This window comes from Pseudomonas vanderleydeniana, assembly GCF_014268755.2.
Lineage (GTDB): Bacteria > Pseudomonadota > Gammaproteobacteria > Pseudomonadales > Pseudomonadaceae > Aquipseudomonas > Aquipseudomonas vanderleydeniana.
The window spans coordinates 3,522,115-3,544,166 of sequence record NZ_CP077093.1; the positions used below are offsets into that span (position 1 = coordinate 3,522,115).

Below are 22,052 nucleotides of genomic sequence, written 5' to 3' on the forward strand. Positions count from 1 at the left end.
AACGCTCATGAGTCAGGAGTTCTCCCGCCGGGCGTTTCTCGGCAACAGCCTGGCGGTAGGTGGTGGCCTGTTGCTCGGTAGCAGTCTGCTCGCCGGTTGCGACAACTCGCCAGCGACCGCCGTGGCCAGTGCGGTCTCCACGACGCCGGTCCACGGTGGGCGCCTGCGGGTCGGTATCATCGATGGTGACCAGGCCGGCAACCTCGATGCCCACAAGCCGGTAGGCGGCGGGATCATTCGTGGCTGGGCGCTCTACAGCAAGTTCTGGGAATGGAACCCGGACGTCAGCACCCGACTGGCGCTGGCCGAGTTCGCCGAGCCGAATGCCGACGCCAGCGCCTGGACCGTCCGCATCAAGCCGGGCCTGGAGTTCCATCACGGCAAGACCATCGATGCCGATGACATGCTGTTTTCGATCCTGCGCCTGACCGACCCAGGGCTGGCTTCGCCATACGCCGGACTGGTAGGCGCCATTGACCGTTCGGCGTTGCGCAAACTCGACAAGCGCACCATCGAGATCCGTTTCAAGCAGGGCCAGAGCTTCTTCCCGCTGGACGAAACCCTGATCAGCTTCGGCGGCATCGTGCCCACCGACTACGATCCGGTGACCAACCCGGTGGGGGCGGGCCCTTATCGGCTCAAACGCTTCATTCCCGGGCAGCGCTCGCTCTACACCCGTTTCGAGAATTACTACAAGCCCGGGCAGCCCTATGCCGACGAGCTGGAGATCATCGAATTCAAGGACCAGGTTTCCCGCGCAGCAGCCTTGCGAGCCGGGCAGATCGATGTGGCCAGTGGCGTACAGGCCGAGCACAGTGCGTTGCTCAAGGCGGATTCACGTCTCAGGCTCTATGTGTCGCCCACCACCTCGTTCACCGGCTTCAACCTCAACCTGGCCAAGGAGCCATTCCAGGATGTACGGGTACGTCAGGCGTTCCGCCTGCTGGCCGACCGCCAGGAGTTGGTGGACCGCGGCCTCAACGGCTTCGGGCGGATCGCCAACGATCTGTATTCACCCCAGGATCCGACCTACAACCACGACATCGACCAACGTCCACACGACCTGGAGCAGGCTCGCTCACTGTTGCGCCAGGCGGGTCGGCAGGATCTGCGCGTCGAATTGACCACCACGCCGGGGGCAGGGGTCAATGCTGCGCTGGTCTTTGCCCAGCAGGCGAAGAAGGCCGGGGTCGAGATCAGGGTGAACCAGGTCGATGGCTCGGTGTTCAACGGCCCGCAGCGCGAGAGTTGGCTGTTGTCGCCAGGTTCGACCCCGGCCCGGGGTTTCCTGGCCTCGGCCCTGCACAACGATGCGCCCCAGGCGATCTACAACCGCAGCAACTTCCACGACGAGCGCTTCACGGCGCTGTACCAGCAGGCGTTGGCGCAACCCCGGTTGGAGCAGCGCCGGCTGCTGGTGCACGAGGCCCAGCGTATCCAGCACGAGCGTGGTGGCCTGTTGATCTGGGGCTTCAGTGATGTACTTGATGCCGCTTCGATACGGGTCGGCGGCCTGACGCCGGAACAGACCACCTTCGCCTCCTGGCGTTTTGACGAACTGTGGTTGAATCATGCCTAGATCCCATCGCAAGACCTCGCGGACACCGGTTTGGTTGTCCTGGTTCATGGGCCGGCTGGGTTACGGCTTGCTGACCGCCTGGCTGATCAGCCTGGTGGTATTCATTGCAACCCAGGCGCTGCCGTCCGATCCGGCCCGGGTGATCCTCGGGCCCGATGCGCCGTTGCAGAGTGTGCTGACCCTGCGCGAGCAACTGGGGCTGGATCGACCCATCATCGAACAATACCTGCGTTGGCTGGGACGCTTCCTGAGCGGTGACCTGGGGACCTCGCTGGATTCCAATGCCGCCGTCAGCAGTATCCTGTCGAGCCGTTTCGGTAACAGCCTGGCATTGGTACTGGGAGTGATCCTGGTGGTGGTGCCTGCAGCGCTGGCGCTTGGCGTCGCCCTGGCATTGCGTCGCGACCAGCCCCTGGATCGCTGGAGCCTGTCGTTGCTGATCTTCCTCAAGGCAACGCCGGGTTTCCTGCTCGCCATCGGCCTGGTGCTGCTGTTTTCCATGCCTTACATGGACCTGCTGCCGGCTGTGTCGATCCTCGACCCCGAGCGCCCGCTGGTTCGACAACTGCAATTCCTGGTGTTGCCAGTGGTGGCCTTGAGCCTATCGGCACTGCCTTACCTGACGCGACTGGTGCGTGCCTCGATGATCGAGGCGCTGGAGTCCGACTACATCATCGCCGCGAGGCTGAGGGGCATACCGCAATGGCGCATCGTCTGGCGGCACACCTTGCCCAATGCGTTGGTGCCGGCGATCCAGGGCGTGGCACTGACCCTGCGCATCCTGCTCGGCGGCGCGTTGCTGGCCGAGGTGGTCTTCAGCTACCCGGGGATAGGCACGTTGCTCAATGCCGCCATTCAGATGCGCGACCTGCCGATGATCCAGGCCTGCGTGCTGGTCATCACCCTGGGCGTAGTGCTGATCAACCTGCTGGCCGACCTGTTGACCGTCCTGTTGACTCCCAAGCTGCGCACTGCCTGGCGGGTCACCCTGATCCAGCGCAACCAGCGTGGCATCCAGCCCTGGTGGCGGCGTTCGCCGAAGGCGCCTTGAGAGGTGAAACATGAGTGATATCCGATTCTTGCGCGGGCGCCACTGGCTGGCCGAGCCGCAGACCCGCAGGGGCGCGCTGATTACCCTGGCAGTCGTCCTCCTGGCACTGGTGGGACCCTGGGTCGCCCCCCACGGCACCACCGACATGGTGGGCCAGGTGTATGGCGTGCCGCAGGCCGGTGCCTGGCTGGGGTACGACTTTCTTGGGCATGACGTACTGTCGCGGCTGCTTGGTGGTGGGCTATCGGTACTCTGGATGTCGGTAGCGGCAGCCGTGATCGCACTGGCGGTAGGAGGCACGCTGGGTTTGCTGGCGGGTTTGTCACGGCGTCGGCTGGACCAGTGGATTACCTGGTTGGCGGACGTATCGCTGGCATTTCCCGATCTGATCCTGGTGCTGCTGATCGTCTCGATGCTGGGGCGCGCGCCCTGGCTGATCGTGCTGACCGTGGCGATTGCCTTCATTCCCGGCGTCATTCGCCTGGCCCGTGGGTGCGCGGTGAGCGTGGCCGGCCAGGAGTTCGTCGAGGCAGCACAGATGATGGGGTATTCGCGCTGGCGCATCCTGTTCCGCGAGATCCTGCCAAATATTCTCACGCCGCTGCTGGTGCATCTGGGCAATATGCTGACCTGGGGCATCGGCATGCTTTCGGGCTTGAGTTTTCTCGGCTACGGCGTGGCGCCACCGGCCGCCGACTGGGGGCTGATGATCAATGAAAACCAGGCTGGCCTGCTGGTACAACCGTGGGCCGTACTGGCGCCTGCGGTACTGGTGGGTATCTTCGCCTATGGCACGAACATCCTCGCCGAGGGCATCGGTCGCAGCAGTTCACGGATTGGAGACAAGCAAGCATGAACGCCGTTGCCGAAATAGAGCCCCGTCTGCAGACGGGCGCCCAGGTGCTGCAGGTGAGTGACCTGCGGGTCGAACTGTCGGCGCAGGTCGATGTGCTGTCGGGGGTGTCGTTCACGGTGGCCGCCGGGGAAATCCTTGGCCTGGTGGGGGAGTCTGGCTCCGGCAAGACCACCCTGGCCACGGCGTTGCTCGCGCACGCCCGGCGTGGGGCGCGAATTGTCGGCGGCCGGGTCGAAGTCGCCGGGCAGGCGTTGTTGGAACTGCGCGGTGAAGACCTGCGCCGGGCGCGAGGCAGCCTGATCGGCTATGTCGCCCAGGATCCGGCCACGGCGCTGAATCCGGCGTTGCGTATCGGCCATCTGTTGCGCGAAACCCTGGAAACTCATCAGCACCGCCTGGACCGAGCGACTGTACGTCAGCGCATCGGCGCAACCCTCCGTGATGTCGGTCTGCCGGATGACGAGGCGTTCCTGCGGCGTTTTCCCCATCAATTGTCCGGTGGCCAGCAGCAGCGGGTCATGTTGGCGCTGGCTTTCGTGCTTCGGCCACGGTTGATCGTGCTGGATGAACCGACCACCGCGCTGGATGTCAGCACCCAGGCGCATATTCTCCAGACGCTGCGCCGCCTCTGCAAAAGCCAGGGGGTGGCGGCGGTGTACGTGTCGCACGACCTGGCGGTGATCAAGGACCTGGTGGATCGGGTGATGGTGATGTATGCCGGTCGACTGGTGGAGATTGCCGGGCGCGATACGTTGTTCGCGCGACCGGCTCATCCGTACACCCGTGGCTTGCTTGCGGCGATCCCGGATGTCGCTGAGCGCCGTGATCTGCAAGCGATTGCCGGTCATGCGCCGGCGCCTGGGCAACGGCCTTCGGGCTGTGCCTTCGCGCCGCGCTGCGCGTGGTCTCGTGCCGAGTGCACGACAACGGAGCCGGCCTTGCACGATTTGACGGTCGGGCAGGCAGTGGCCTGCCTGAATCCTCATCGTGAACCCTTGCAGTTGCTCGCCCAGGTGCCGTTGGGACAGAGAGGCGTTCGTACGGAGCAGGAGTCGTTGCTGGAGATCGAGCGGTTGAACGTGGCCTATGATCGCCAGGTGCTGTTCGATGTGTCCTTGCAATTGCTGCCGGGGGAATGCCTGGCGTTGGTGGGCGAATCGGGTTCCGGCAAGACCAGCCTGGCCCGTGCCGTGGCCGGCCTGGGGGAAAATGCCGAGGGCGGGCTGCGTTTTGCCGGGCAGGCGTTGAGCCTGGAGGCGCGTGGACGCGAGAAGGCTTTGCGGCACAGGATCCAGTACATCTTCCAGAACCCCTATCGGGCGTTGAACCCGCGACAGACCGTCTACCAGATCCTGAGTGCACCGCTGGAGCACTTCTTCGGCATCAAGGGCAATCAGGCGCGCGAGCGTGTCGAGGCGGTACTCGGGCGTGTTTCGCTGTCGGCATCGGTGGCGCAGTTGTATCCCCATGGCCTCTCGGGTGGTGAGCGCCAGCGGGTGGCGATTGCCCGGGCACTGGTGTGTGAGCCGGCATTGCTGATCTGCGACGAGGTCACTTCAGCGCTGGATGTATCGGTACAGGCGTCGATCCTGGCCTTGTTGCGCCAGTTGCAGCAGGAAGGCCTGACGCTATTGTTCGTGACCCATGACCTGGGCGTGGTCCGGGCGATTGCCGACCGGGTGCTGGTGCTGAAACAGGGGCGTGTGGTGGAGCAGGGCGCGGTCGACGAGGTGCTGGACCGGCCTCAGGCGCCGTACACCCGCTCACTGCTGGAGCATTCGCCGACGTTGGTTGGCGGGCGGTGACAGGCCACCGTTGTGCGCGATCGCCAGCAGCCGGCTCCCACAAGGTCCTGTATGAACACAACCTCAGAGCCTCCCTCGCCCTGAGGTAGGCGGCCGGGCGGCGCTCCGCTTGCTGGCGATAGCGCTCTCAGCCACGACACCGCACGTGATCTATGCCACCCGCGCCGTGCGACGTTGAGCCTCTTCCCGCACAGCCGGAATGATCCAGCGTCCGTAGTCGACCGTGTCGTACAATGGGTCGTAGCCACGATTCAGAAAGGTCGTCACGCCCAGGTCGACATAATCCAGCAGCGCCTGGGCCACCGTTTCCGGTGTGCCGACCAGCGCGGTGGTGTCTCCATAGGCGCCGACAGCCGTGGCGGTTGGCATCCATAGCGCGCGGTCGTGTCGATCACCCCGTGCCGCTGCCGCCAGCAGTCGCTCCGAACCCGTTCCCTTGATACGTTTCTGCCACGGGCTGCCCGCCGCGAACTGCGGATTGGCCTTGATCTGCGCCAGGATCTGCTCGGCCCGCTGCCAGGCCAACTCCTCGGTGGCACCCAGGATCAGCCGCACCGACAAACTGACCCGCGGCGCCTCGACGCCTGCCGCCTGCGCCGCCGCCTTGAGTTTGCCGATCTGTTCGGCCACTCCGCCCAACGGCTCGCCCCACAGCGCATACAGGTCCGCGTGCTTGACCGCAATCTGGTAGGCGATATCCGACGACCCGCCGAAGGAAATCGGGATATGCGGCTTCTGCAGCGGCTTGACCGGGGAAAAGGCACCCTTGATGTTGAAGTACTGGCCCGCGAAGTCGAACGGTTCCTCTTCGGTCCAGGTGCGTCGGACGATCTCCAGGTACTCGTCGGTGCGCTTGTAGCGCTCGGTCTTGTCCAGCAAGGTGTCGCCTTCCTGGGGTTCGGCGGTGATGCCGGTGATCGCGTGCAGGCGAATCCGCCCGCCGCCTGTGGTGTGGTCCAGTGTCGCAAAGGCTCGGGCCGCCACTGTCGGGGCGGTGAGGGCCGGACGATGGGCGATCATGAAACCCAATCGCTCGGTGTGCGCTGCCGCGTAGGCGGCAATCTGCAGGCTGTCGGCGCTGCCCGGACCGCTGGCGATCAGCACCCGATCGAAACCCGCGTGCTCGTGACTGCGGGCGTGGTGGCGGATGAACTCCAGGTCGAAATCCGGACTGCGCACGCCGCGGGTTTCCGACCACTGGCGGGGAAAGATCATACCGACAAATTCAATGGACATCGTGATTGCCTCTTGGGGGGAACGATCAGAACTGGTAGTCGAACTGGGCCAGGACGGTGCGGCCCGGCATCGGTTGCAGGAAGGTGTTGGTCGAGCCGGCCAAGCCGCTGACGAAGTTCAGCTCGTTGGTCAGATTGAGCACCCGCAAGGTGGTGCTCCATTGTGGCTGGCGGTAGTACAGGGCCAGGTCGAGGTTGTATTCGTTGGGGATCTTCACGGTCTTGCTCAGGTTCAGGTACCAGTGGCTGGTCCACCAGCCGGACAGCTCGGCACCGAAACCCGAGTCGAACCGATAGTCAACATAGCCACTGGCGGTGTACTCGGGGATCTGCACGGCGTCGAAGCGGCCGGAGGGCCGTTGGTTGAGGCTGTTGTTGTCGCCGAACACCGTGCCGTTGTCGGGGATGAAGCCGGCCGAGGCGAAACCCGCCTGGGAGGTGTATTCGTTGTAGGCATTGAGCTTGGACAGGTTCAGGCCGCTGCGCAGGTGATCGTCCGGCTGGTAGCGAATGGTCGACTCCACGCCCTTGACCACCAGGCGGGCGATATTGTTGTTGCTGTCCGGCGACTGGTCCCGGGCCTGTTTGAACGCCGCCAGGGTGAAGAACAGCTCCTTGGGCACGGCCTCGACCTTCAGCCCGACCTCATGCAGCACGCTCAGACTCTGGAACGCCAACGGGTTGAGCTGGTTGACAGCGGTGCCGCTGCCCCAGCCGAGGCCGTTGGAGAAGAACCCGGTGTTGACCGCCAGCGAGCGGTCGAAGGTGTAGTAGAGCGTGCTGTTCTCGGTGGGCTTGACGTAGGGGCTGACCTGCACCGAGAACAGCCGGTAGTCGTGGCTGTCCTTGCGTGAGTTGCCGCCCGGCAGCACGAACGGGTTGTCGATCTCGGCATCGATCCAGCTGCGGCTGGCACCGATGTTCAGCCCGACCCGCTCACCGAAATGCAGGTTGTGCTGGCTGAACAGGGTCTTGGTACTCCAGGTGCTTTCAGCGGTGTAGGGAGCGACCGATTCGGCGTACAGCCCGCCGCCAATGGGGTACATGGCTGGCAGGTTGAGCCAGCCGTAATAACTGGAGTATTGCGGCACGCCGGCCTGGCCGATCCAGGCTGCGTTGCCTCCAGCCGGGTTGGCGCCAGTCAGCCCGAGCAGGGTCCCGGGGTTCTTGCCGGAAGGGTCCAGGGTCAGGTCATAGGCGTTGATGGTCGAGCCGAAGCTGTTGTTGGCGGCGATCGACTGGTTGAATTCACGTCGGTAGATCAGACCGCTGTTGCTCTCGTCGCGCAGGCTGAAATCGCCCAGGCGCAGTTCATGGTTCCAATGGAACTCGAAACGGTTGTCGAAGATGTTGTCCCTGGACTTGACCTGGAAGGAGCCGACAGCATCGGTCATATCCTTCGAGCGCTGGTAGAAGGTGCTATTGGCGAGGGTGATGGTTGGCGACAGGTCGGCCTCGATTCGCAACTGGGTAGTGAAGCGCCGAGAGCTGTTCTGGTCTTCGGCACGCTGGCCGACCTGCGGCGACAATGAAGTCAGGCCATTGCCCGCCAGGGTCGGGTCATACACCCAACCGCGCAGGGTGCCAGGGTTGGCCTGGGTATTGGGCGACGCGCTCTGGAAACTACCGTCGACCACGGTGTACTGGCCCTGGGCGTTGCGCTGGCGCTGGACCCAGCCGAGGGTCGTGGCGTCGGCGGCACCGGAGGCCAGCACCGGAGACCACAGGGTGTTGCCGTTCTGGATGATCGGCGTGGCCCGGCCGGCATAGTACTTGCCGCTGTCCACCAACTCCTGGGTGGCACGGTTCCAGCCGTGGGTGATGTTGTAGTCGTAGTAGTTGTCGTAGCTGGCGTTCCAGTCAACCCGTACGTTGTCGTTGCGCCAGGCGAGCGCACCGTAGAAAGCGTCGAAATTGTTGTCGACGTTGTCGTAGAAGTCCTGTTGGCGCTGCTTGGTGATGCTGACCCGATAGGCGAGGTTATCGCTCAGCGGGCCGGTGTTGTCGATGCTGAACTTGCTCGAGTCGCGGGAGGTGCCATCGGGTATCCAGGCGCCGAGCTCGCCACTGACCTTGGTCTTGAAAGTGTTGAAGTCGGGTTTCTTGCTCAGGTAGTTGATGTAGCCGCCGCTCCCGGAGACCGATCCGTAGGTCACCGATGAGGGGCCAGCGACAATGTCGGCGCCTTCGTAGGCATTGAAGTTGGCCGGATGACGCACGCCGTAGGCACGTTGGCCGTCCTGGAACACTTCGGAGCCCTGGCCACGGAATTGGGGGGCGATACCGGCGTTCTGACCGCCACCGCGGGTAATGCCGGGAGCGTATTTGACCAGGTCGTCGGCGCTGCGTATCGAGTCGTTGGCCAGTTGTTCGGCATTGATCTGGGTCACCGAGCGCGGGGTGTCGAGAACCTTGGCCTCGGTGCCGCCGTAGACCGAGGATGGGGGACGGGTGGGCAGCGCATCGTCGTCGCTGTTGCTGGCGCTGGCCTCGACGGTGACGGTCTGCAACTGGGTATCGGCGGCGTGCGTGGGCAAGGCCAGGCTCGACAGGATAGCCAGCGCCAGGGCGTTCCTGCGCAGGTTTTCCGGATCTGGCGTGGGTAAAAAACGTGCGATAGCGGGCATGACGAACTCGCCTCAAGTCAATAAGGTAATGAGAAATCGGGGTGAGGCTGGCGTTAGTGGTCTGTTGGCCAGCTTGCAAAGGAGGGACTGTCCGCCTTCTGGTGGACGCCGGATTTATCCGCGGAAACCGACAACGAGGTCTGACTGAACAGACGCGTCCACGTGTTCGCTGATAAGCCCGGCTCCCACAGTCGGGTGGGTCCCTTCGTCAGGCGCCGTCCCTGAGCCATAGGCGCTCGAAGCGCCAGGTGCTGAACAGCGACTCTTCCGCTGCTGCGCCGCCGACGCGAGTGGCCACGCTGTCGAGCAGGTCGGCGTAGCCCCAGATCAGCATGCCGCCGCGCTCGTACTGGATACGCTGCGCCTGGTGGACCAGGGCCGTGCGTTTCTCCAGGTCAGGTTGGGCCATGGCCTCGAGGAACAGCTGCGAAAACTGCGGATCGTTGAAATGGGTCTTGTTCGAGACGGCGAACGGTGCATCCGTGTGGATTGCGCTGGCCAGGAACGGTGCGCCGATGCTGCCGCCGGTACTCAGGGTCCAGTCGTTTCGCTGTGGCCCGTCGAAGGTTGCCTGGTCGACCTGCTTGACCTTCAGGGTGACGCCGATCCGCTTGGCCTGTTCGGCCAGGACCAGCGCCGAAGAAAGCCCTGGCCCGGCGGTGGTGATCAACTCGACTTCGAGGTTCTCCTGACCGGCTTCCTTGAGCAGTTGCGCCGCCTTCTGCGGGTCGTAGGGCCGTGGCCCGAGCTCGTGGTTGAAGGTTGGATCGCTCGGTGCATACAGGTCGTTGGCCACCCGTCCCTGGCCGTTCAGGGCTCGGCGCACGAGCTCCTCGCGATCAGCCAGCAGGCGGAACGCCTCGCGTACCCGTGCGTCGTTGAACGGAGGCTTGTCCAGGTTCATGTCGAACGACAGCCAGTTGCCGCTGACCGACTTGAGCAGGCGTACCCGGGGATCACGCTGCAGTACTTCAAGCTGCTCGGTCGGCATCACGTTGGCCATGTCGATCTGCCCGGCGCGCAGGGCTGCCAGGCGGGCGACCTGGTCCTTGAAGTCGATGATCTCCAGTTCGTCGGCGTAGGGCTTGCCTTCCTTGTAGTAGTTCTCGAAACGGCTGAACAGCGAGCGCTGGCCCGGGCTGTAGCTTTTCAACTTATAGGGACCGGCGCCGACGGGGTTGGTCACCGGGTGGTAGTCCACCGGGACGATACCGCCAAAGTTGACCCAGGTTTCGGCCAACGGCATGTAGCTGCGGCCTTCGCGAAAGCCCAGGCGTACCGTGCGCGAGTCGAGTTTCTCCAGGTTGTCGCGGTCGACCCAGTGCAGCAGTGCCGCGTAGGGCGAGGCCAGCTGCGGATCGGTCAGGCGGCGGATGGAGAAGATCAGGTCATCGGCGTCGATGGTCTTGCCGTTGTGGAACTCCAGGCCCTGGCGTAGGCGCAAGGTCCACTGGCTGGCGTCGGCGTTGGGCTCTGCCAGCTCGGCCAGGGCCAGGCGCGGTTGCATGTGCTCGTCCCATTCCCAGAGCTTGCTGTAGAGCGCGAAGCCGCGCACGATGCCGCCGCCGATGGGCTTGTGGGCGTCCAGATTGCCGTTCTGGTTGCCGTCGATGATACCCAGGCGCAACCGGCCGCCATAGCGTGGCTGGTCGTCCGTGGCTCCTGTTGCGGCTGGCTTGTTGTCCTGTGGGCCACAGCCGGCTAGCAGGCTGCCACCCAGGATGAGCCCGCCACCGAGGGCGGCACTGTGGCCGAGAAAGGTGCGTCGGCTGAGGAGAGAGTCCTGGCTCATGGGATCAGGCTCCGCTCGGACCGTTGGCACTGTGCAAGGCCGGCAATGGCTCGTTCGTGCGGCTCAAGCCGCTACGCTCGCCACGAAAGTGCGGCAGGATGTGTTCGCCGAGGCGATAGGCTTCCTCCAGGTGGGGGTAGCCGGCGAGGAAGAACAGGTCGATGCCGATGGCGTTGTATTCGCGAATTCGCGCCACGACATTTTCATGACTGCCCACCAGCGCGCAGCCAGGCGGAATGCCGATGTAGCCGAAACCGGTCCAGACGTTGGGGTGGATGAAGAAGTCCTCGAAGCCTTGGGTTTCGTTCTTGCCGGCGAAATCGTGTTCATAGCTGAGCTTGCGCGCGGTACGCAGCCCGGCGTGGGCTGCCACGGCCTTGACCGCGCCACGGGCGATGCCTTCGTCGAAGAAGCGCTTGGCTTCGGCCAGCGCCAGTTCTTCGGTTTCCCGGGTGATGACGTCGATGGACAGGCCGAAGCGGATCCCGGTGCGTCCGTACTTCAGCGCACGCTCGCGGATATCGGCGATCAGTGCGGCGATCTCCGTCGGATGCTCGGCGCGCATCAAATAGAAGTCGGCGTGCCGTGCCGCGAATTCCCGTGCCGGAATCGACGAGCCGGCAGTGCAGATCAGCGGCAGCTCGGCCTTTTTCTGCGGGCCACGCAGGCCACCGCCATCGGCCTTGTAGAACTTGCCGTCGTAGTGGAAGGTTTCGTTGTTCCAGTACCCCTTGACCACATCCATGAACTCGATGGCGCGTTCATAACGTTCGTCATGCTCACTGAAGTCACCGACCTGGCGCTGGATTGCATCGGACCCCCCGTTGATGATGTTCCATATCAGCCGATTGCCGGTGGCGCGCTGATAGGTCGCCGCCTGCTGCACGGCAACCCAGGGCGTGTAGTGGTAAGGCTGGAACGCCGTAACGTATTTGAGCGTGCGGGTTTCCCGGGCCAGCAGCGAGCAGACGGTCCAGGGCTCCTCGCCACTCGGGGCGTTGACCATCAGCGCACCGCCGAAGCCGTTGATTTCCGCGGCTCGGGCGATCTGGCCGAGGTAGTCGATGTAGGTGAAGTGATCGCCGACGTTGAAACCGGACACCGCACCGGTACTGGGGCCGCCACGGTGCCAGTCGCCCCGGTTGCGAGGATCACCGGGAAGGAACTGGGTTTCACCGTGCAGCGGCAGGCGGGTAAAGAATTCGATGCTCATCGGGACTCCTGTCATGGATTCTGGGTGACCTGGCCACGCAGATTTGGCCAGTAGTCGGTAAGGTTCAGGTCGATCAGTGCCTGGTTGGTGTAGCGGGTGGCCAGGGCTGGACGGATGTCGTAGTTGTCGCGAATCAGGTGATTGGCCAGGGCGTAGGCACTCAGGGCCTGGTAGTGGGTCTTGAGTTGCTGGTCGCTCTTGGGGGCCCAGCGGTCTTTCCAACTCACCGGGTCGTCCTGGTCGTCGCGGCGCAGGACGCTTTCGCTGATGCCGGCGCGAGAGGACAACTGGTAGTAGGCGTCCTGGTTCGCCTGCTGGGAAATCCACCAGGCGGCCTTGACCCAGGCCGTCGCGAGCAATTGGGTGATGTCCGGGTGCTGTTCGATGAAGCGGTCGGTGCCCCACAGGTCGGAGACCAGGCGCCAGTCATTGCTGCCCTGCTTGGTCGACCAGATGATCTTGCCGACGCCCTTGTCTTCCAGGGCATAGGCTTCGTTGAGCAATACCGCAGCATCGACCTTGCCGGCAGACACGGCGGCGGCCCCGACCTGCGGGTTGAGGTTGGCGATCTTGAAATCGTCCAGCTTGAGCTGCCTGCTGGCGAGAAAGTTGCTGAAGGCGAACTCCCACGGACGGCCACGGTGCAGGGCCAGACGCTTGCCCTTGAGGTCCTCGATGGAGGTAGCGGTGGAGTTGGCGGGGACTACCAGGTAGACATTGTTGCCGCTGCCGCCCGGCACGATCAGTTTGCCGGGTACCCCTCCCGCGCCGGCGATCACCGACGGCAGGTCGCCGCGGACGGCAAAGTCGATGCTGTTGTTGCTGAAGCCTTCGTTGATCTGTGGACCGGCGCCGGCGTGGGGCAGGGCGATCCAGTCCAGTTTGATCCCCCGTTGCTGGAGTTGCTGCTCCAGCCAGCCTTCCTCGATCACCCGTCCAGGTATACCGCCGAAGACGGGCTTGCCGCCTTGGGTAAAGGCCACGATCGCAATTTTCACCGAGGCCGGAGCCGATTCGGCGAGCGCCGTGAAGCTCACCAGTAACCCGGCCAGTACGACCAGGCTGTTGCGCCAGAAACCTTTCATTGAAACTTCTCCCCCTCTACAGCGACGCCTACCCCCTGTGGGAGCCGGCTTGCTGGCGATGCGCCGCAGGCGGCCACTGTGTGATGTTCGTGAGGGGGGCAGAGCATGTTGCGTGCCACTGAGCCAGCACTCAGCTACAGGCCGCAGGAAATAAGGGTCTCCGCGCTGCTGCCGAGTAACACCGGGGACACCTTGTGCTGATTGATACACAGACGGTTGCTGGCCCGTTGCTGCTCCAGCAGCAGCCGTGTAACAAAAAATGCGCATATGATTTCAAGGAATATATAAATATTAATTAATAATTATTTAGTCTAAAAATCTTCGGGCACTATGACGGGGCGCTTTTACTGCCAGGAATGCACCATGTCGCTGATCACACACCCCAACGCTCGCGAACTGACCAAGTCGGTGCGCGCCACCGTGCTGGTTTTCAAGGACCCGCGCTCTCAGGAGCTCCTCAGCCGCATCGAGCGCCTGGCACCCAGCGAGGCCAACACCCTGATCATTGGCGAGACCGGTACCGGCAAGGAGTTGGTCGCGCGGCATATCCACCATCTCAGTCGGCGTGGTCGCGAGCCTTTCGTGGCGGTCAACTGCGGCGCGTTCGCCGAAACGTTGGTGGAAAGCGAGCTGTTCGGCCATGAGAAAGGCGCGTTCACCGGCGCTACCACCCACAAGGCCGGCTGGTTCGAGGCGGCCAACGGTGGCACGCTGTTTCTCGACGAGATCGGTGACTTGCCGTTGAACATGCAGGTCAAGCTGCTGCGGGTGCTACAGGAACGCGAGGTGGTGCGCCTGGGTTCGCGCACACCGATTCCGATCAATGTGCGCCTGGTGGCGGCGACCAACGTCAACCTGGCCGATGCGGTGGTGGCGGGTAATTTCCGTGAGGACCTGTTCTACCGCCTGCACGTGGCGACGATCCGCCTGCCGCCATTGCGTGAGCGCCCGGGGGATATCCTGCCGTTGGCGGAGTTCTTCCTCGAGGAGCATTGCCAGCGCCTGGGCTACAACCGTGCCTCACTGAGCAGCGAGGCCGAACGCAAGCTGCTCGAACACAGCTGGCCAGGCAACATTCGCGAGTTGGAGAATGCCATTCACCATGCCTTGCTGGTGTGCCGCAATCAACGGGTGGCACCTGCCGACCTGCACCTGGTGGACATGCGCCCGGTCAATGGTGTTCGGCAGGAGGAAAGTGTACAACCCGCGCGGGCAATCAGTGGCCCGGCGGATCTGGAAGCGGCGCTCAATGCGTTGTTCGAGCGCAATATCCCGGACCTGTACGAACACATCGAGGAGACGATCTTTCGTACGGCCTACCGCTACTGCCACGGAAACCAGTTGCAGACAGGGCGCCTGCTGAACATCAGCCGCAACATCGTGCGAGCGAGATTGGAGAAGATCGGCGAATTGAGTCGATCGCAGGAATAGGAAAAGGCAAGGAGGTCGACGGGCGTTGCCTGTGGACCTCCTCGAACAGGCCTTACCTGGGCAGGGCTTCGCGACTGAAGGCCTCGACTTCACGTATCAGGCTGCTGGCGGCCAGGCGTACCAGTTCACCCCCTTTCTCCACGGTGGCCAGGGCCGGGTCCGAACCCATGCGGCCATCCGGGAAGCGCGCACGGAAGTCCAGGGCTTCGCGGATTGGGCCGGTGTTGGCGATCTGTGGCGAGTACTCGGCCGTCTTGATGGCGTCCGGATAAGCCCATTGGGTCACGGCGATCTCGGAGGGCGTGGCATGGCTGCCGTGTCCGACCGGAAACTGTTCGCGGGCCAGCTCGCCGACGCCTTCGAGGTCCCACCAGTTGCACAGTTTCAAGGCGAAGCCGGCAGGGCGCCTTGCGAAACTGGCTTCGGCATACAGCTCCGAGAATGCGGCTTCGATCGAAGCGATGTTGCCACCATGGCCATTGAGGAACAGGATCTTCTCGAAACCGTGGCCTGCCAGCGAACGGACCCAGTCGCCAATGGCGGCAATGAAGGTCGAAGGCCGTAGTGAAATGGTGCCCGGGAAGGCCAGGTGATGCTGGGCCATGCCGATGTTGAAGGTCGGGGCGATCAGAATGTCGGCGTTCTTCTCGGCTTCATGGGCAATGATCTGCGGACACATCCAGTCGGTACCCAACAGACCGGTGGGGCCATGTTGCTCATTGGAGCCGATGGGCACGACGATGGTACGGCTACGTTCGAGAAACTGGCCGATCTCGGCCCAGGTCGACAGGTGCAGGAGCATTGGTTTTCCTCATCGCGGCTTGTTATGTGCGCACATGCTGCGCTGCTGTCGCTGACTCGGCAAGAGCGATGCCGAGTCGATCCACGGTGCTGCCCGGCAATTGGGCTGGGGTCAAGGATCGACCTGGCCCATCAGTTCGCTCACCGACTCCGGACGCTTGGCATAACGCTGGGCCAGCACGGCGCAAACCATCAGCTGGATCTGGTGGAACAGCATCAGCGGCAGGATCAGCACGCCGATGGTGCTGCCGGCGAACAGCACCTGGGCCATCGGTACGCCGGTCGCCAGGCTTTTCTTGGAGCCGCAGAACAGGATGGTGATGCGGTCTTCCTGGTCAAAGCCGAACGCCTTGCCCAGCAGGGTCGAGGCCAGCAGCACCAGGCCCAGCACCACGCCGCAGACCACCACCAGCCCGGCCAGATCCACAAGTGGAATCTGATGCCAGATACCTTCGTTCACCGCCTCGCTGAAGGCGCTGTAGACCACCAGCAGAATCGAACCCTGGTCGACGAACTTCAGCCAGCTCTTGTTGCGGCCGACCCAGGCGCCGATCCAACGCCGGGCGATCTGGCCAGCAATGAACGGCAGCAGCAGTTGCACGCTGATCTTCACGATGGCATCGAGGGTCGAGCCACCTTCGCCGTGCACGTTCAGCAGCAGGGTCACCAGCAGCGGCGTGATGAAGATGCCGAACAGGCTGGAGGCCGCGGCGCTGCAGATCGCGGCCGGGACGTTACCGCGGGCCAGGGAGGTGAAGGCGATCGCCGATTGCACCGTGGCGGGCAGGGCGCAGAGGTAGAGCATGCCCATGTACAACTGGTCGCCGATCAGGGGTGACAGCAGCGGCTTGAGTGCCAGGCCCAGCAGCGGGAACAGCACGAAGGTCAGGGCGAAGACCAGCAGGTGCAGGCGCCAGTGGCCGGCACCGGCGATGATCGACTCACGCGAGAGCTTGGCCCCGTGCAGGAAGAACAGCAGGGCGATGGCGATGTTGGTCAGCCAGCTGAAACCGACGGCCACTTGGCCACCAGCGGGCAGGAGGCTGGCAAGGATCACCACGCTGATCAGGGTCAGGGTGAAATTGTCGGGCAGGAAACGGGGACGGGTCATGGCGAACGTTATCCGGGAGCAGAAACAGTATGGCGACTTTAACCTGTTCGCCATCTTCCGACTAACGCCAATAAGCCCCCGGATATCGCCTAAAGGACATGCCCGGGATGTTTGACTACGCTGGGCGTCGGCCTGCTGCGTGTAATCGGATTGCAGGAAACTAGGTGTTCAGTCCCGGAGAGTCATGATCGATCGGCAACCTACTTCAGGTAGCAGGCGCCCAGCCAATCCGGAGGGTTGGGCGCCAGTTGCCGAGCGAGCGGCAGGTAGCGCCGGTCCAGTTGTGCCGCCAGCCAATACAACTGGCTACTGCTTTTGGGCTCCCAGAAGCCGCTGTAACCAGTTTCGCCGACGTTGGCACGGTCACGATCGAATTTCACCGTGGTGTGAACGAACTCCTGGTGTGTGCGCTGCCCGCTGGCGTAGGTCATCAGCCAATCCAGCGAGTGTGCCAACGAAGCACCGTTCGCCGCCCGGTAGTCCAGCCAGTTGCCGCCGATGCCATAGGGACGGGCCGCCAGTGCTGCCTGGACCAGTGGTTCCAGGTCATAGACGACATAGTGCAGGGCGTCGCGCTCCGTGAAATCGGAGACTGACCCATCAGGCAGCAGGTTATCGGCGACTTGCTGGCGAAAGACCCCGAAGGCCTGCCCGAGCATTTCGTGGTCGGCCAGCGCGGCAGCGGCCAGGGTAACGAGCTTGACCCGGTGACTCTGCCAGTTGTTGCTATGAGTTCCCCCCTTGGCGCCGTGGAACTGGGCGATCCGGGCCAGGTAGCCATTGCCGAGGTTGCGCAGGAAGGTGCGGCTGACCTCGCGAGTCTTGGGACTCAACTGCTCGGCAGTGAGGAGGTAGGCCTGTATCAGTTGGTCGAGGTTGGTTTCGTCGATCGGGTTGAAATCCGGCTGATAGGTGCCGAACCAGGCAATCAGGCCCGCATCGACCTGCTGCAGATAGCGCCCGTCGCCGCTCAGCCGCCAAGCCAGGGCCGCCCGACGCAGGACCGGCCAGTCCTTCTCGGCGGCGATGCTCTGCTCACGGATGCCCTGGTTTGGCAGCGTGCCTTCGGTATGCAGTCGAGCCAGCGGGTGACTCGTGGCGCCGAGTTGCCGACTCGCTGCCATCAAGAGCTGTTTGGCGGACGGGCTGCTGGCGGCGGGTTGGCACAGGGTGGTGATGCCCGAGGCGTTGGAGCCCGACTCTGCAGCCGCGAAGGCAGGGCTCGAGAGCGTGGCAAGCAGCGCCACGCAGAGCCTCCATCCGGAACCGGTCTTGCGGCAGGCAGCTATTGACACGTTCCATCCCATGCTTGGTGATCGAGGTTGAAAATCTAGCACGGGGTCGCCTCGCACAAGATGAAAGGATCAGGTTGGCGTTTCATGTAGCAGAGGCCGTTGGCGCTGCCGACCCAGTTGCAGGGACAGAATCGCCAATCCCTGGATCGCCGCTGCGCAGCCCAGCAGCAGAAGATCACCCTGTTCAGTGCGGGCCAAGTTTTTGAGGGCACCGAGGAACACCGGAGCGAAATCGATTCGACTATAGGGGGGTGAGCATGAGTTCCCGCACAGTCGGGTGACTCACGATCACCCGATCGATATCTCCAGGATCTCGTCTCCCAACTCATCCAGAGTGCCTGTCGACACCCAGCCCAAGTGCCGGTAGAAACCATGGGAGCGCACGTTCGGATCGCTGGCGCAGGCGAGGAACAGGCGATTGAACCCTTGGTTTCGCAGATACTGCACCATCATTTCCAGGAGCCGCTTGCCGATGCCTTGCCCCTCATGGGCGGGAAGCAGCGCCAGCACGGCGATTTCACCGGTACCCCGGTCACCGAAACAGTAGCCAATGACCTGGCCCTCCACGCAGGCAACGAAACCAGGAAGGTTGTCGTCGCGAATGCCTGCACTCCAGGAGTCGACCGTGATGCCCAGCGCGCGCAGGTCCTGCTCGCTGAACGCATTTTCCCTGGTCAGCCCCCTGATGGTGATGCAGGTCGCGGCGTCATCGGGTTCGGCACGGCGAAAGGTAAGATGGGTCACGACTCTGATCCCTCCGTTTTTCAGGTCAGCGTTTGAGCATCCTACCCAACACTGAGCGTCCCATCACCTGGTGTTGCACCACCGCCAGCAAATGCAGGCCGACCAGGGCGCCTAGCAAGGCGCACATCACATGGTGTTCCTGATGCAATTGCGCCAGTGCCGAGTTGGAGTGGATCAACTGCGGCAGTTCGAACAGATCGAGCATCTCCACCGGGTGATTCATCATCAGCACGCCGGTGACCAGCACTCCTGTCACCATGGCATAGATCGCGATATGCGCAAGCCCCGCCAGGCGCGCCTGCAGGCCCCTGTGCCTGGGAGGCGGAGAGGCCTTTATCGCCAACCATAGACGCCAGGCGAAGAACGGGATGAAGAGGCTGGTGAGCTGGGGGTTGAACGACTCGACCCATTGCCGAAAGGGTGCCTGCTGGTCCAGCAGACTTACCCCGAATCCGCTGAAGGTCGCCCACAGGATCACGGCGGCGGAGAGCCAGTGCAGGAAGATACGCGGTCCGGAGTAGGCGCCTGCTTCGCTGTCCTTGAGCATCGGCGTGGAGGGGGGGTGGTTATGAGTCAACGGAATGCCTTGAGAGAAATGAGTCTGATTCTCATAGATGGCAGAAGGATATCCCTCTGGGAATGCGCTGTAAATTCTGACGTTTCGGGTGGTTTTCGGGATTGAAGCGAGACAGATACTTGAAACCGTCAAGAAATCCGAATGAACCCTCGTTGGTACGCCCCGCCTAACGCAAGACACAAGGGAGGAAAACCATGCAAATCGAATATGTCTGGATCGCCCTGGCGGTGGTGGTATTGCTGGTCGAGTTGTGGGCTATCAGGAGCGTGCTCAGGAGCGGACGGAGCGCCGGCACTAAGGGGCTATGGATCGTGGTGCTGATCTGGGTACCGTTGCTGGGGCTGGTGCTCTGGTTCTTCATCGGTCCCAAGGCGCCGACTCGGGAGTTGCCAGTCGCCCAGCAGGGCCGGAGCTAGAGGTTTCAGGTCGCTTGAAAAACGGGAAACCGGACTTCCCGTTTCGATCTGCACTGGCGGCTATGTCGGGTCTTCAAGGCTACGGGTAGCCTGCCAGCACACCAGCGACCCCACGGTGACCAGCACTGCGCCTTGCCAGAACTGGGTTGTCAGCGCGGCGCCCAGCCACACCGCCGAAAACGCCGAGGACAGCACGGGGGCGAAGTAGGAGGCGGTCGCCAGCAGCGTGAGATTGCCGCGGATGATGCCCAGGTTCCAGAGGGCATATCCACCAGCCATCGCGGCGGCGGCGGCGAACAGCTCCAGCCCGCTGCCGAGCGTCAGGGCGGGAATCACCTCGCTGCTCAGCAGGTATTTCAGCCAGAGGACGAGTGCCGTAACCACGAAAAACAGCACCACCAGGTTCTGCCCGCCCGCATATCGGCGAGTGACGTTGCAATACAGGGCGAATCCGATCGCACCCCCGAATGCCAGGCTGTAGCTCAGCGGGTTGGAGCCGATGTTGGCGGCGATGCTCGGAAGTGAAAGGCTGTTGCCGCTCACTACCCAGACAATCCCGAACAGCGCCAGGATCGAGCCTGGCACAATGATCCAGCGGGCCCGTTGCCCATTCATGACGATTGCCAACAGCACCGTCATGCACGGCCACAGGTAGTTCACCACGCCCAATTGAATGGCCTGGGTGTTGCTGATGGCGAAGCCAAGGGACAGCGACAGGCAGACCTCATAAGCCACGAACAGCGCAGTGCCCAGTATCAGGTAGATAGGGGGAGTGGAGCGCAGGCGTGGTTTGCCCAGCAGGACCAGCAGCAGGAGGCTGCCCAGGGTGTAGATCATCGCCGAGCCGCCCAACGGCCCGAAACTGGAAGTCACGCTTCTGATCAGGCCGGAGGCTGTGCTCCACAGAATGATCGCCAACAATCCGCACGCCGTTGCGGCGCGCTCGCTACGAACCCGCATTTTGTCCTCTCGATCAGGAAATTGGCGACATCCTACAAGCCCTGCCGCTGAATAGGCGATGAGCTGAAGAAACGACGTCGCAACCAGGCTAGTGGCCTATATCCGAACTCACCCTACAGGCCACTAGGCCACGTGCAGAACGGTGTGGCCGATCAACGGCCGTGACGGCTCGCATAGGTGCGCGGTGGTCTCCCTCAACTCCGGGAATCCGATAACTAATCCTCGATCCTGCCGTGCTAGAAAGGCGCTCTTCTCATGTCTGGATCGCACCGATGAATTCTCCCTCGACCGGCACGACAGCCCCGCGTTTTGGCCTGTTCTGCATGGCCAGCTTTCTCCTCTCCATTTCCTACGGGGCGACGTTCCTGTTGTCCTTGCTGGTGAGGTCCTTTGGTGCGGGTGAGCGTGAGGCCGGGCAGGTCTTTGCCGTTGCGATGGTCAGTACGCTGGTGGCCGTGCTCGGTTCCGGGCATGTGCTGCAGCGCCTGGGAGCACCGCGCAGCATTGCCCTGGGCGCTGTTTTCCTGGTCATCGCCTCTGCGGGATTTGCCATGGTGTCGGGGCTGGGTCTTGCGCTGTCAGCCTGTGGTTTCATCCTCGGTGTCGGTTGGGGGCTGTTCTACACGGTCGGCCCGATCATGGTGGCAGCGATGGTCGAGCCACAGCGCCGTACCCACTGTTTCGCACTGCTGTCGGGGAGCATGCTGACCGGTATCGGCAGCGGGCCGTTGCTGGGCAAGCTGGCGGCTCATGCGGGTCTGCCAGTGCAAGCGGCTTTTGCTTGTGCAGCAGTTGCCGCATTACTGGGCGGGCTTTATTTCTGGCGCCTGGGGGCGAGGGAGGAAACCCGAATGCGTTCAAGCGAACGGGTACAGATCAGTCTCAAGGCGACGGCGCAGGTGCTGCGTTCGCCGTCCGGGCTGTCGATTCTCATGGTTGGCCTGGGCGGTGCGGTTTTCGGCGTCATGGGCAGTTTCCAGACCAGTTACGCGGCAGGCCTCGGGCTGGACTATTCGCTGTTTTTCATTGGGTTCATGGGCGCAGCCATTGCCTGCCGGCTACTGGTCGCCAAGTGGGTGGTTCAACGTAATCCGTTCTCGGCCTCCTGCGTATTGACCAGCCTGATGCTGGTCGCGGTGCTCGGTTTTGGCGAGTGGGTCCACGACAGCCTTGGCTACTGGCTGACGGCTGCGCTGTTGGGCGTCGGCTACGGCCTGAACTACTCGGTGATCAATGGCCTGGCGGCCAACGAGGCGCCACCCGGGCTGACGGCCCAGGCACTGCTGCTGTTCAGCCTGTCCTACTTCATTGGGGTGTTCGGTTTTCCCTTCATCGCCGGCAAACTGATCAGCCATACCGGTGTTCAGGGGATGCTGTGGGGGGTAGGAGTGGTGGCGGCGCTGGTCTGGATGGTGAGTGTCGGGCGCTGGCTGTTCTGGCGCTTTGCCAGGGCGGAGTGGGTGACGCGCTAGCC

Annotated in this window: 18 protein-coding genes; 7 read left to right on the top strand and 11 right to left on the bottom strand. The window is 63.2% G+C overall.

The genetic code is table 11. The features are described from left to right. Nucleotides 1-7: 7 nt before the first annotated feature. The 4 genes from HU752_RS16045 to HU752_RS16060 are packed head-to-tail and all read left to right on the top strand — an operon-like array spanning nucleotide 8 to nucleotide 5,291. The gene (locus HU752_RS16045) at nucleotides 8-1,579 is read left to right on the top strand and encodes an ABC transporter substrate-binding protein (RefSeq protein WP_186676593.1); all 1,572 of its coding nucleotides are present in this window, start codon (nucleotides 8-10) and stop codon (nucleotides 1,577-1,579) included. Continuing rightward, on the top strand, nucleotides 1,572-2,630 hold the full coding sequence (locus HU752_RS16050; RefSeq protein WP_186676590.1) for an ABC transporter permease: 1,059 nt from the start codon (nucleotides 1,572-1,574) through the stop codon (nucleotides 2,628-2,630). Before HU752_RS16045 ends, HU752_RS16050 begins: the two co-directional genes overlap by 8 nt. 10 nt (nucleotides 2,631-2,640) lie before the next feature. Next, complete coding sequence (locus HU752_RS16055; protein ID WP_186676587.1) at nucleotides 2,641-3,486, top strand: ABC transporter permease; 846 nt, start codon at nucleotides 2,641-2,643, stop codon at nucleotides 3,484-3,486. Further along, nucleotides 3,483-5,291 carry a dipeptide ABC transporter ATP-binding protein gene (locus HU752_RS16060; RefSeq protein ID WP_186676586.1) on the top strand — a complete coding sequence of 603 codons (1,809 nt, stop codon included), beginning with the start codon at nucleotides 3,483-3,485 and terminating at the stop codon, nucleotides 5,289-5,291. The genes HU752_RS16055 and HU752_RS16060 overlap by 4 nt, the downstream gene beginning before the upstream one ends. Nucleotides 5,292-5,441: 150 nt before the next feature. Here the strand turns inward: HU752_RS16060 and HU752_RS16065 are convergent, their stop codons facing one another. The 5 genes from HU752_RS16065 to HU752_RS16085 all read right to left on the bottom strand — a co-directional run bounded on the left by HU752_RS16065 (nucleotide 5,442) and on the right by HU752_RS16085 (nucleotide 13,243). After that, nucleotides 5,442-6,527: an LLM class flavin-dependent oxidoreductase gene (locus HU752_RS16065; protein ID WP_186676584.1), complete on the bottom strand. Its 1,086-nt coding sequence runs from the start codon at nucleotides 6,525-6,527 to the stop codon at nucleotides 5,442-5,444. Between the two features lie 25 nt (nucleotides 6,528-6,552). Next, the gene (locus HU752_RS16070; RefSeq protein ID WP_186676582.1) at nucleotides 6,553-9,153 is read right to left on the bottom strand and encodes a TonB-dependent receptor; all 2,601 of its coding nucleotides are present in this window, start codon (nucleotides 9,151-9,153) and stop codon (nucleotides 6,553-6,555) included. Nucleotides 9,154-9,361: 208 nt separating this feature from the next. Continuing rightward, nucleotides 9,362-10,945 carry an ABC transporter substrate-binding protein gene (locus HU752_RS16075; RefSeq protein WP_186676580.1) on the bottom strand — a complete coding sequence of 528 codons (1,584 nt, stop codon included), beginning with the start codon at nucleotides 10,943-10,945 and terminating at the stop codon, nucleotides 9,362-9,364. A gap of 4 nt (nucleotides 10,946-10,949) precedes the next feature. Next, nucleotides 10,950-12,158, bottom strand: coding sequence for an LLM class flavin-dependent oxidoreductase (locus HU752_RS16080; protein WP_186676578.1), 1,209 nt, complete (start codon nucleotides 12,156-12,158; stop codon nucleotides 10,950-10,952). 11 nt (nucleotides 12,159-12,169) lie between these two features. Then, on the bottom strand, nucleotides 12,170-13,243 hold the full coding sequence (locus HU752_RS16085; protein ID WP_186676577.1) for an ABC transporter substrate-binding protein: 1,074 nt from the start codon (nucleotides 13,241-13,243) through the stop codon (nucleotides 12,170-12,172). A 363-nt stretch (nucleotides 13,244-13,606) separates the two neighbouring features. Here HU752_RS16085 and HU752_RS16090 point away from each other — a divergent pair, with 363 nt between their 5' ends. Beyond that, nucleotides 13,607-14,674: a sigma-54 interaction domain-containing protein gene (locus tag HU752_RS16090; protein WP_186676567.1), complete on the top strand. Its 1,068-nt coding sequence runs from the start codon at nucleotides 13,607-13,609 to the stop codon at nucleotides 14,672-14,674. Between the two features lie 52 nt (nucleotides 14,675-14,726). On the opposite strand, the gene HU752_RS16095 is transcribed toward HU752_RS16090, so the two are convergent. From HU752_RS16095 to HU752_RS16115, 5 genes are all read right to left on the bottom strand, one after another. Then, nucleotides 14,727-15,476 carry a creatininase family protein gene (locus HU752_RS16095; RefSeq protein WP_186676564.1) on the bottom strand — a complete coding sequence of 250 codons (750 nt, stop codon included), beginning with the start codon at nucleotides 15,474-15,476 and terminating at the stop codon, nucleotides 14,727-14,729. A 111-nt stretch (nucleotides 15,477-15,587) separates the two neighbouring features. Next, the gene (locus HU752_RS16100; protein ID WP_186676562.1) at nucleotides 15,588-16,586 is read right to left on the bottom strand and encodes a bile acid:sodium symporter family protein; all 999 of its coding nucleotides are present in this window, start codon (nucleotides 16,584-16,586) and stop codon (nucleotides 15,588-15,590) included. Between the two features lie 200 nt (nucleotides 16,587-16,786). Then, nucleotides 16,787-17,833, bottom strand: a complete 1,047-nt coding sequence (locus HU752_RS16105; protein ID WP_225920004.1) for an alginate lyase family protein — start codon at nucleotides 17,831-17,833, stop codon at nucleotides 16,787-16,789. Nucleotides 17,834-18,169: 336 nt separating this feature from the next. Next, a complete protein-coding gene (locus HU752_RS16110; RefSeq protein WP_186676556.1) occupies nucleotides 18,170-18,625 on the bottom strand; it encodes a GNAT family N-acetyltransferase in 456 nt (151 codons plus the stop codon). A 25-nt stretch (nucleotides 18,626-18,650) separates the two neighbouring features. Continuing rightward, nucleotides 18,651-19,202 (bottom strand): cytochrome b, encoded by a 552-nt coding sequence (locus tag HU752_RS16115; RefSeq protein WP_225920005.1) that lies wholly within the window; start codon nucleotides 19,200-19,202, stop codon nucleotides 18,651-18,653. A gap of 194 nt (nucleotides 19,203-19,396) precedes the next feature. Here HU752_RS16115 and HU752_RS16120 point away from each other — a divergent pair, with 194 nt between their 5' ends. Continuing rightward, a complete protein-coding gene (locus HU752_RS16120) occupies nucleotides 19,397-19,618 on the top strand; it encodes a PLD nuclease N-terminal domain-containing protein (RefSeq protein ID WP_186676553.1) in 222 nt (73 codons plus the stop codon). A gap of 60 nt (nucleotides 19,619-19,678) precedes the next feature. Here HU752_RS16120 and yddG read toward each other — a convergent pair whose 3' ends face one another. Next, nucleotides 19,679-20,578, bottom strand: a complete 900-nt coding sequence (yddG, locus tag HU752_RS16125; RefSeq protein ID WP_186676550.1) for an aromatic amino acid DMT transporter YddG — start codon at nucleotides 20,576-20,578, stop codon at nucleotides 19,679-19,681. Between the two features lie 272 nt (nucleotides 20,579-20,850). Here yddG and HU752_RS16130 point away from each other — a divergent pair, with 272 nt between their 5' ends. Next, nucleotides 20,851-22,050 carry an MFS transporter gene (locus HU752_RS16130; RefSeq protein ID WP_186676544.1) on the top strand — a complete coding sequence of 400 codons (1,200 nt, stop codon included), beginning with the start codon at nucleotides 20,851-20,853 and terminating at the stop codon, nucleotides 22,048-22,050. Nucleotides 22,051-22,052 lie beyond the last annotated feature (2 nt).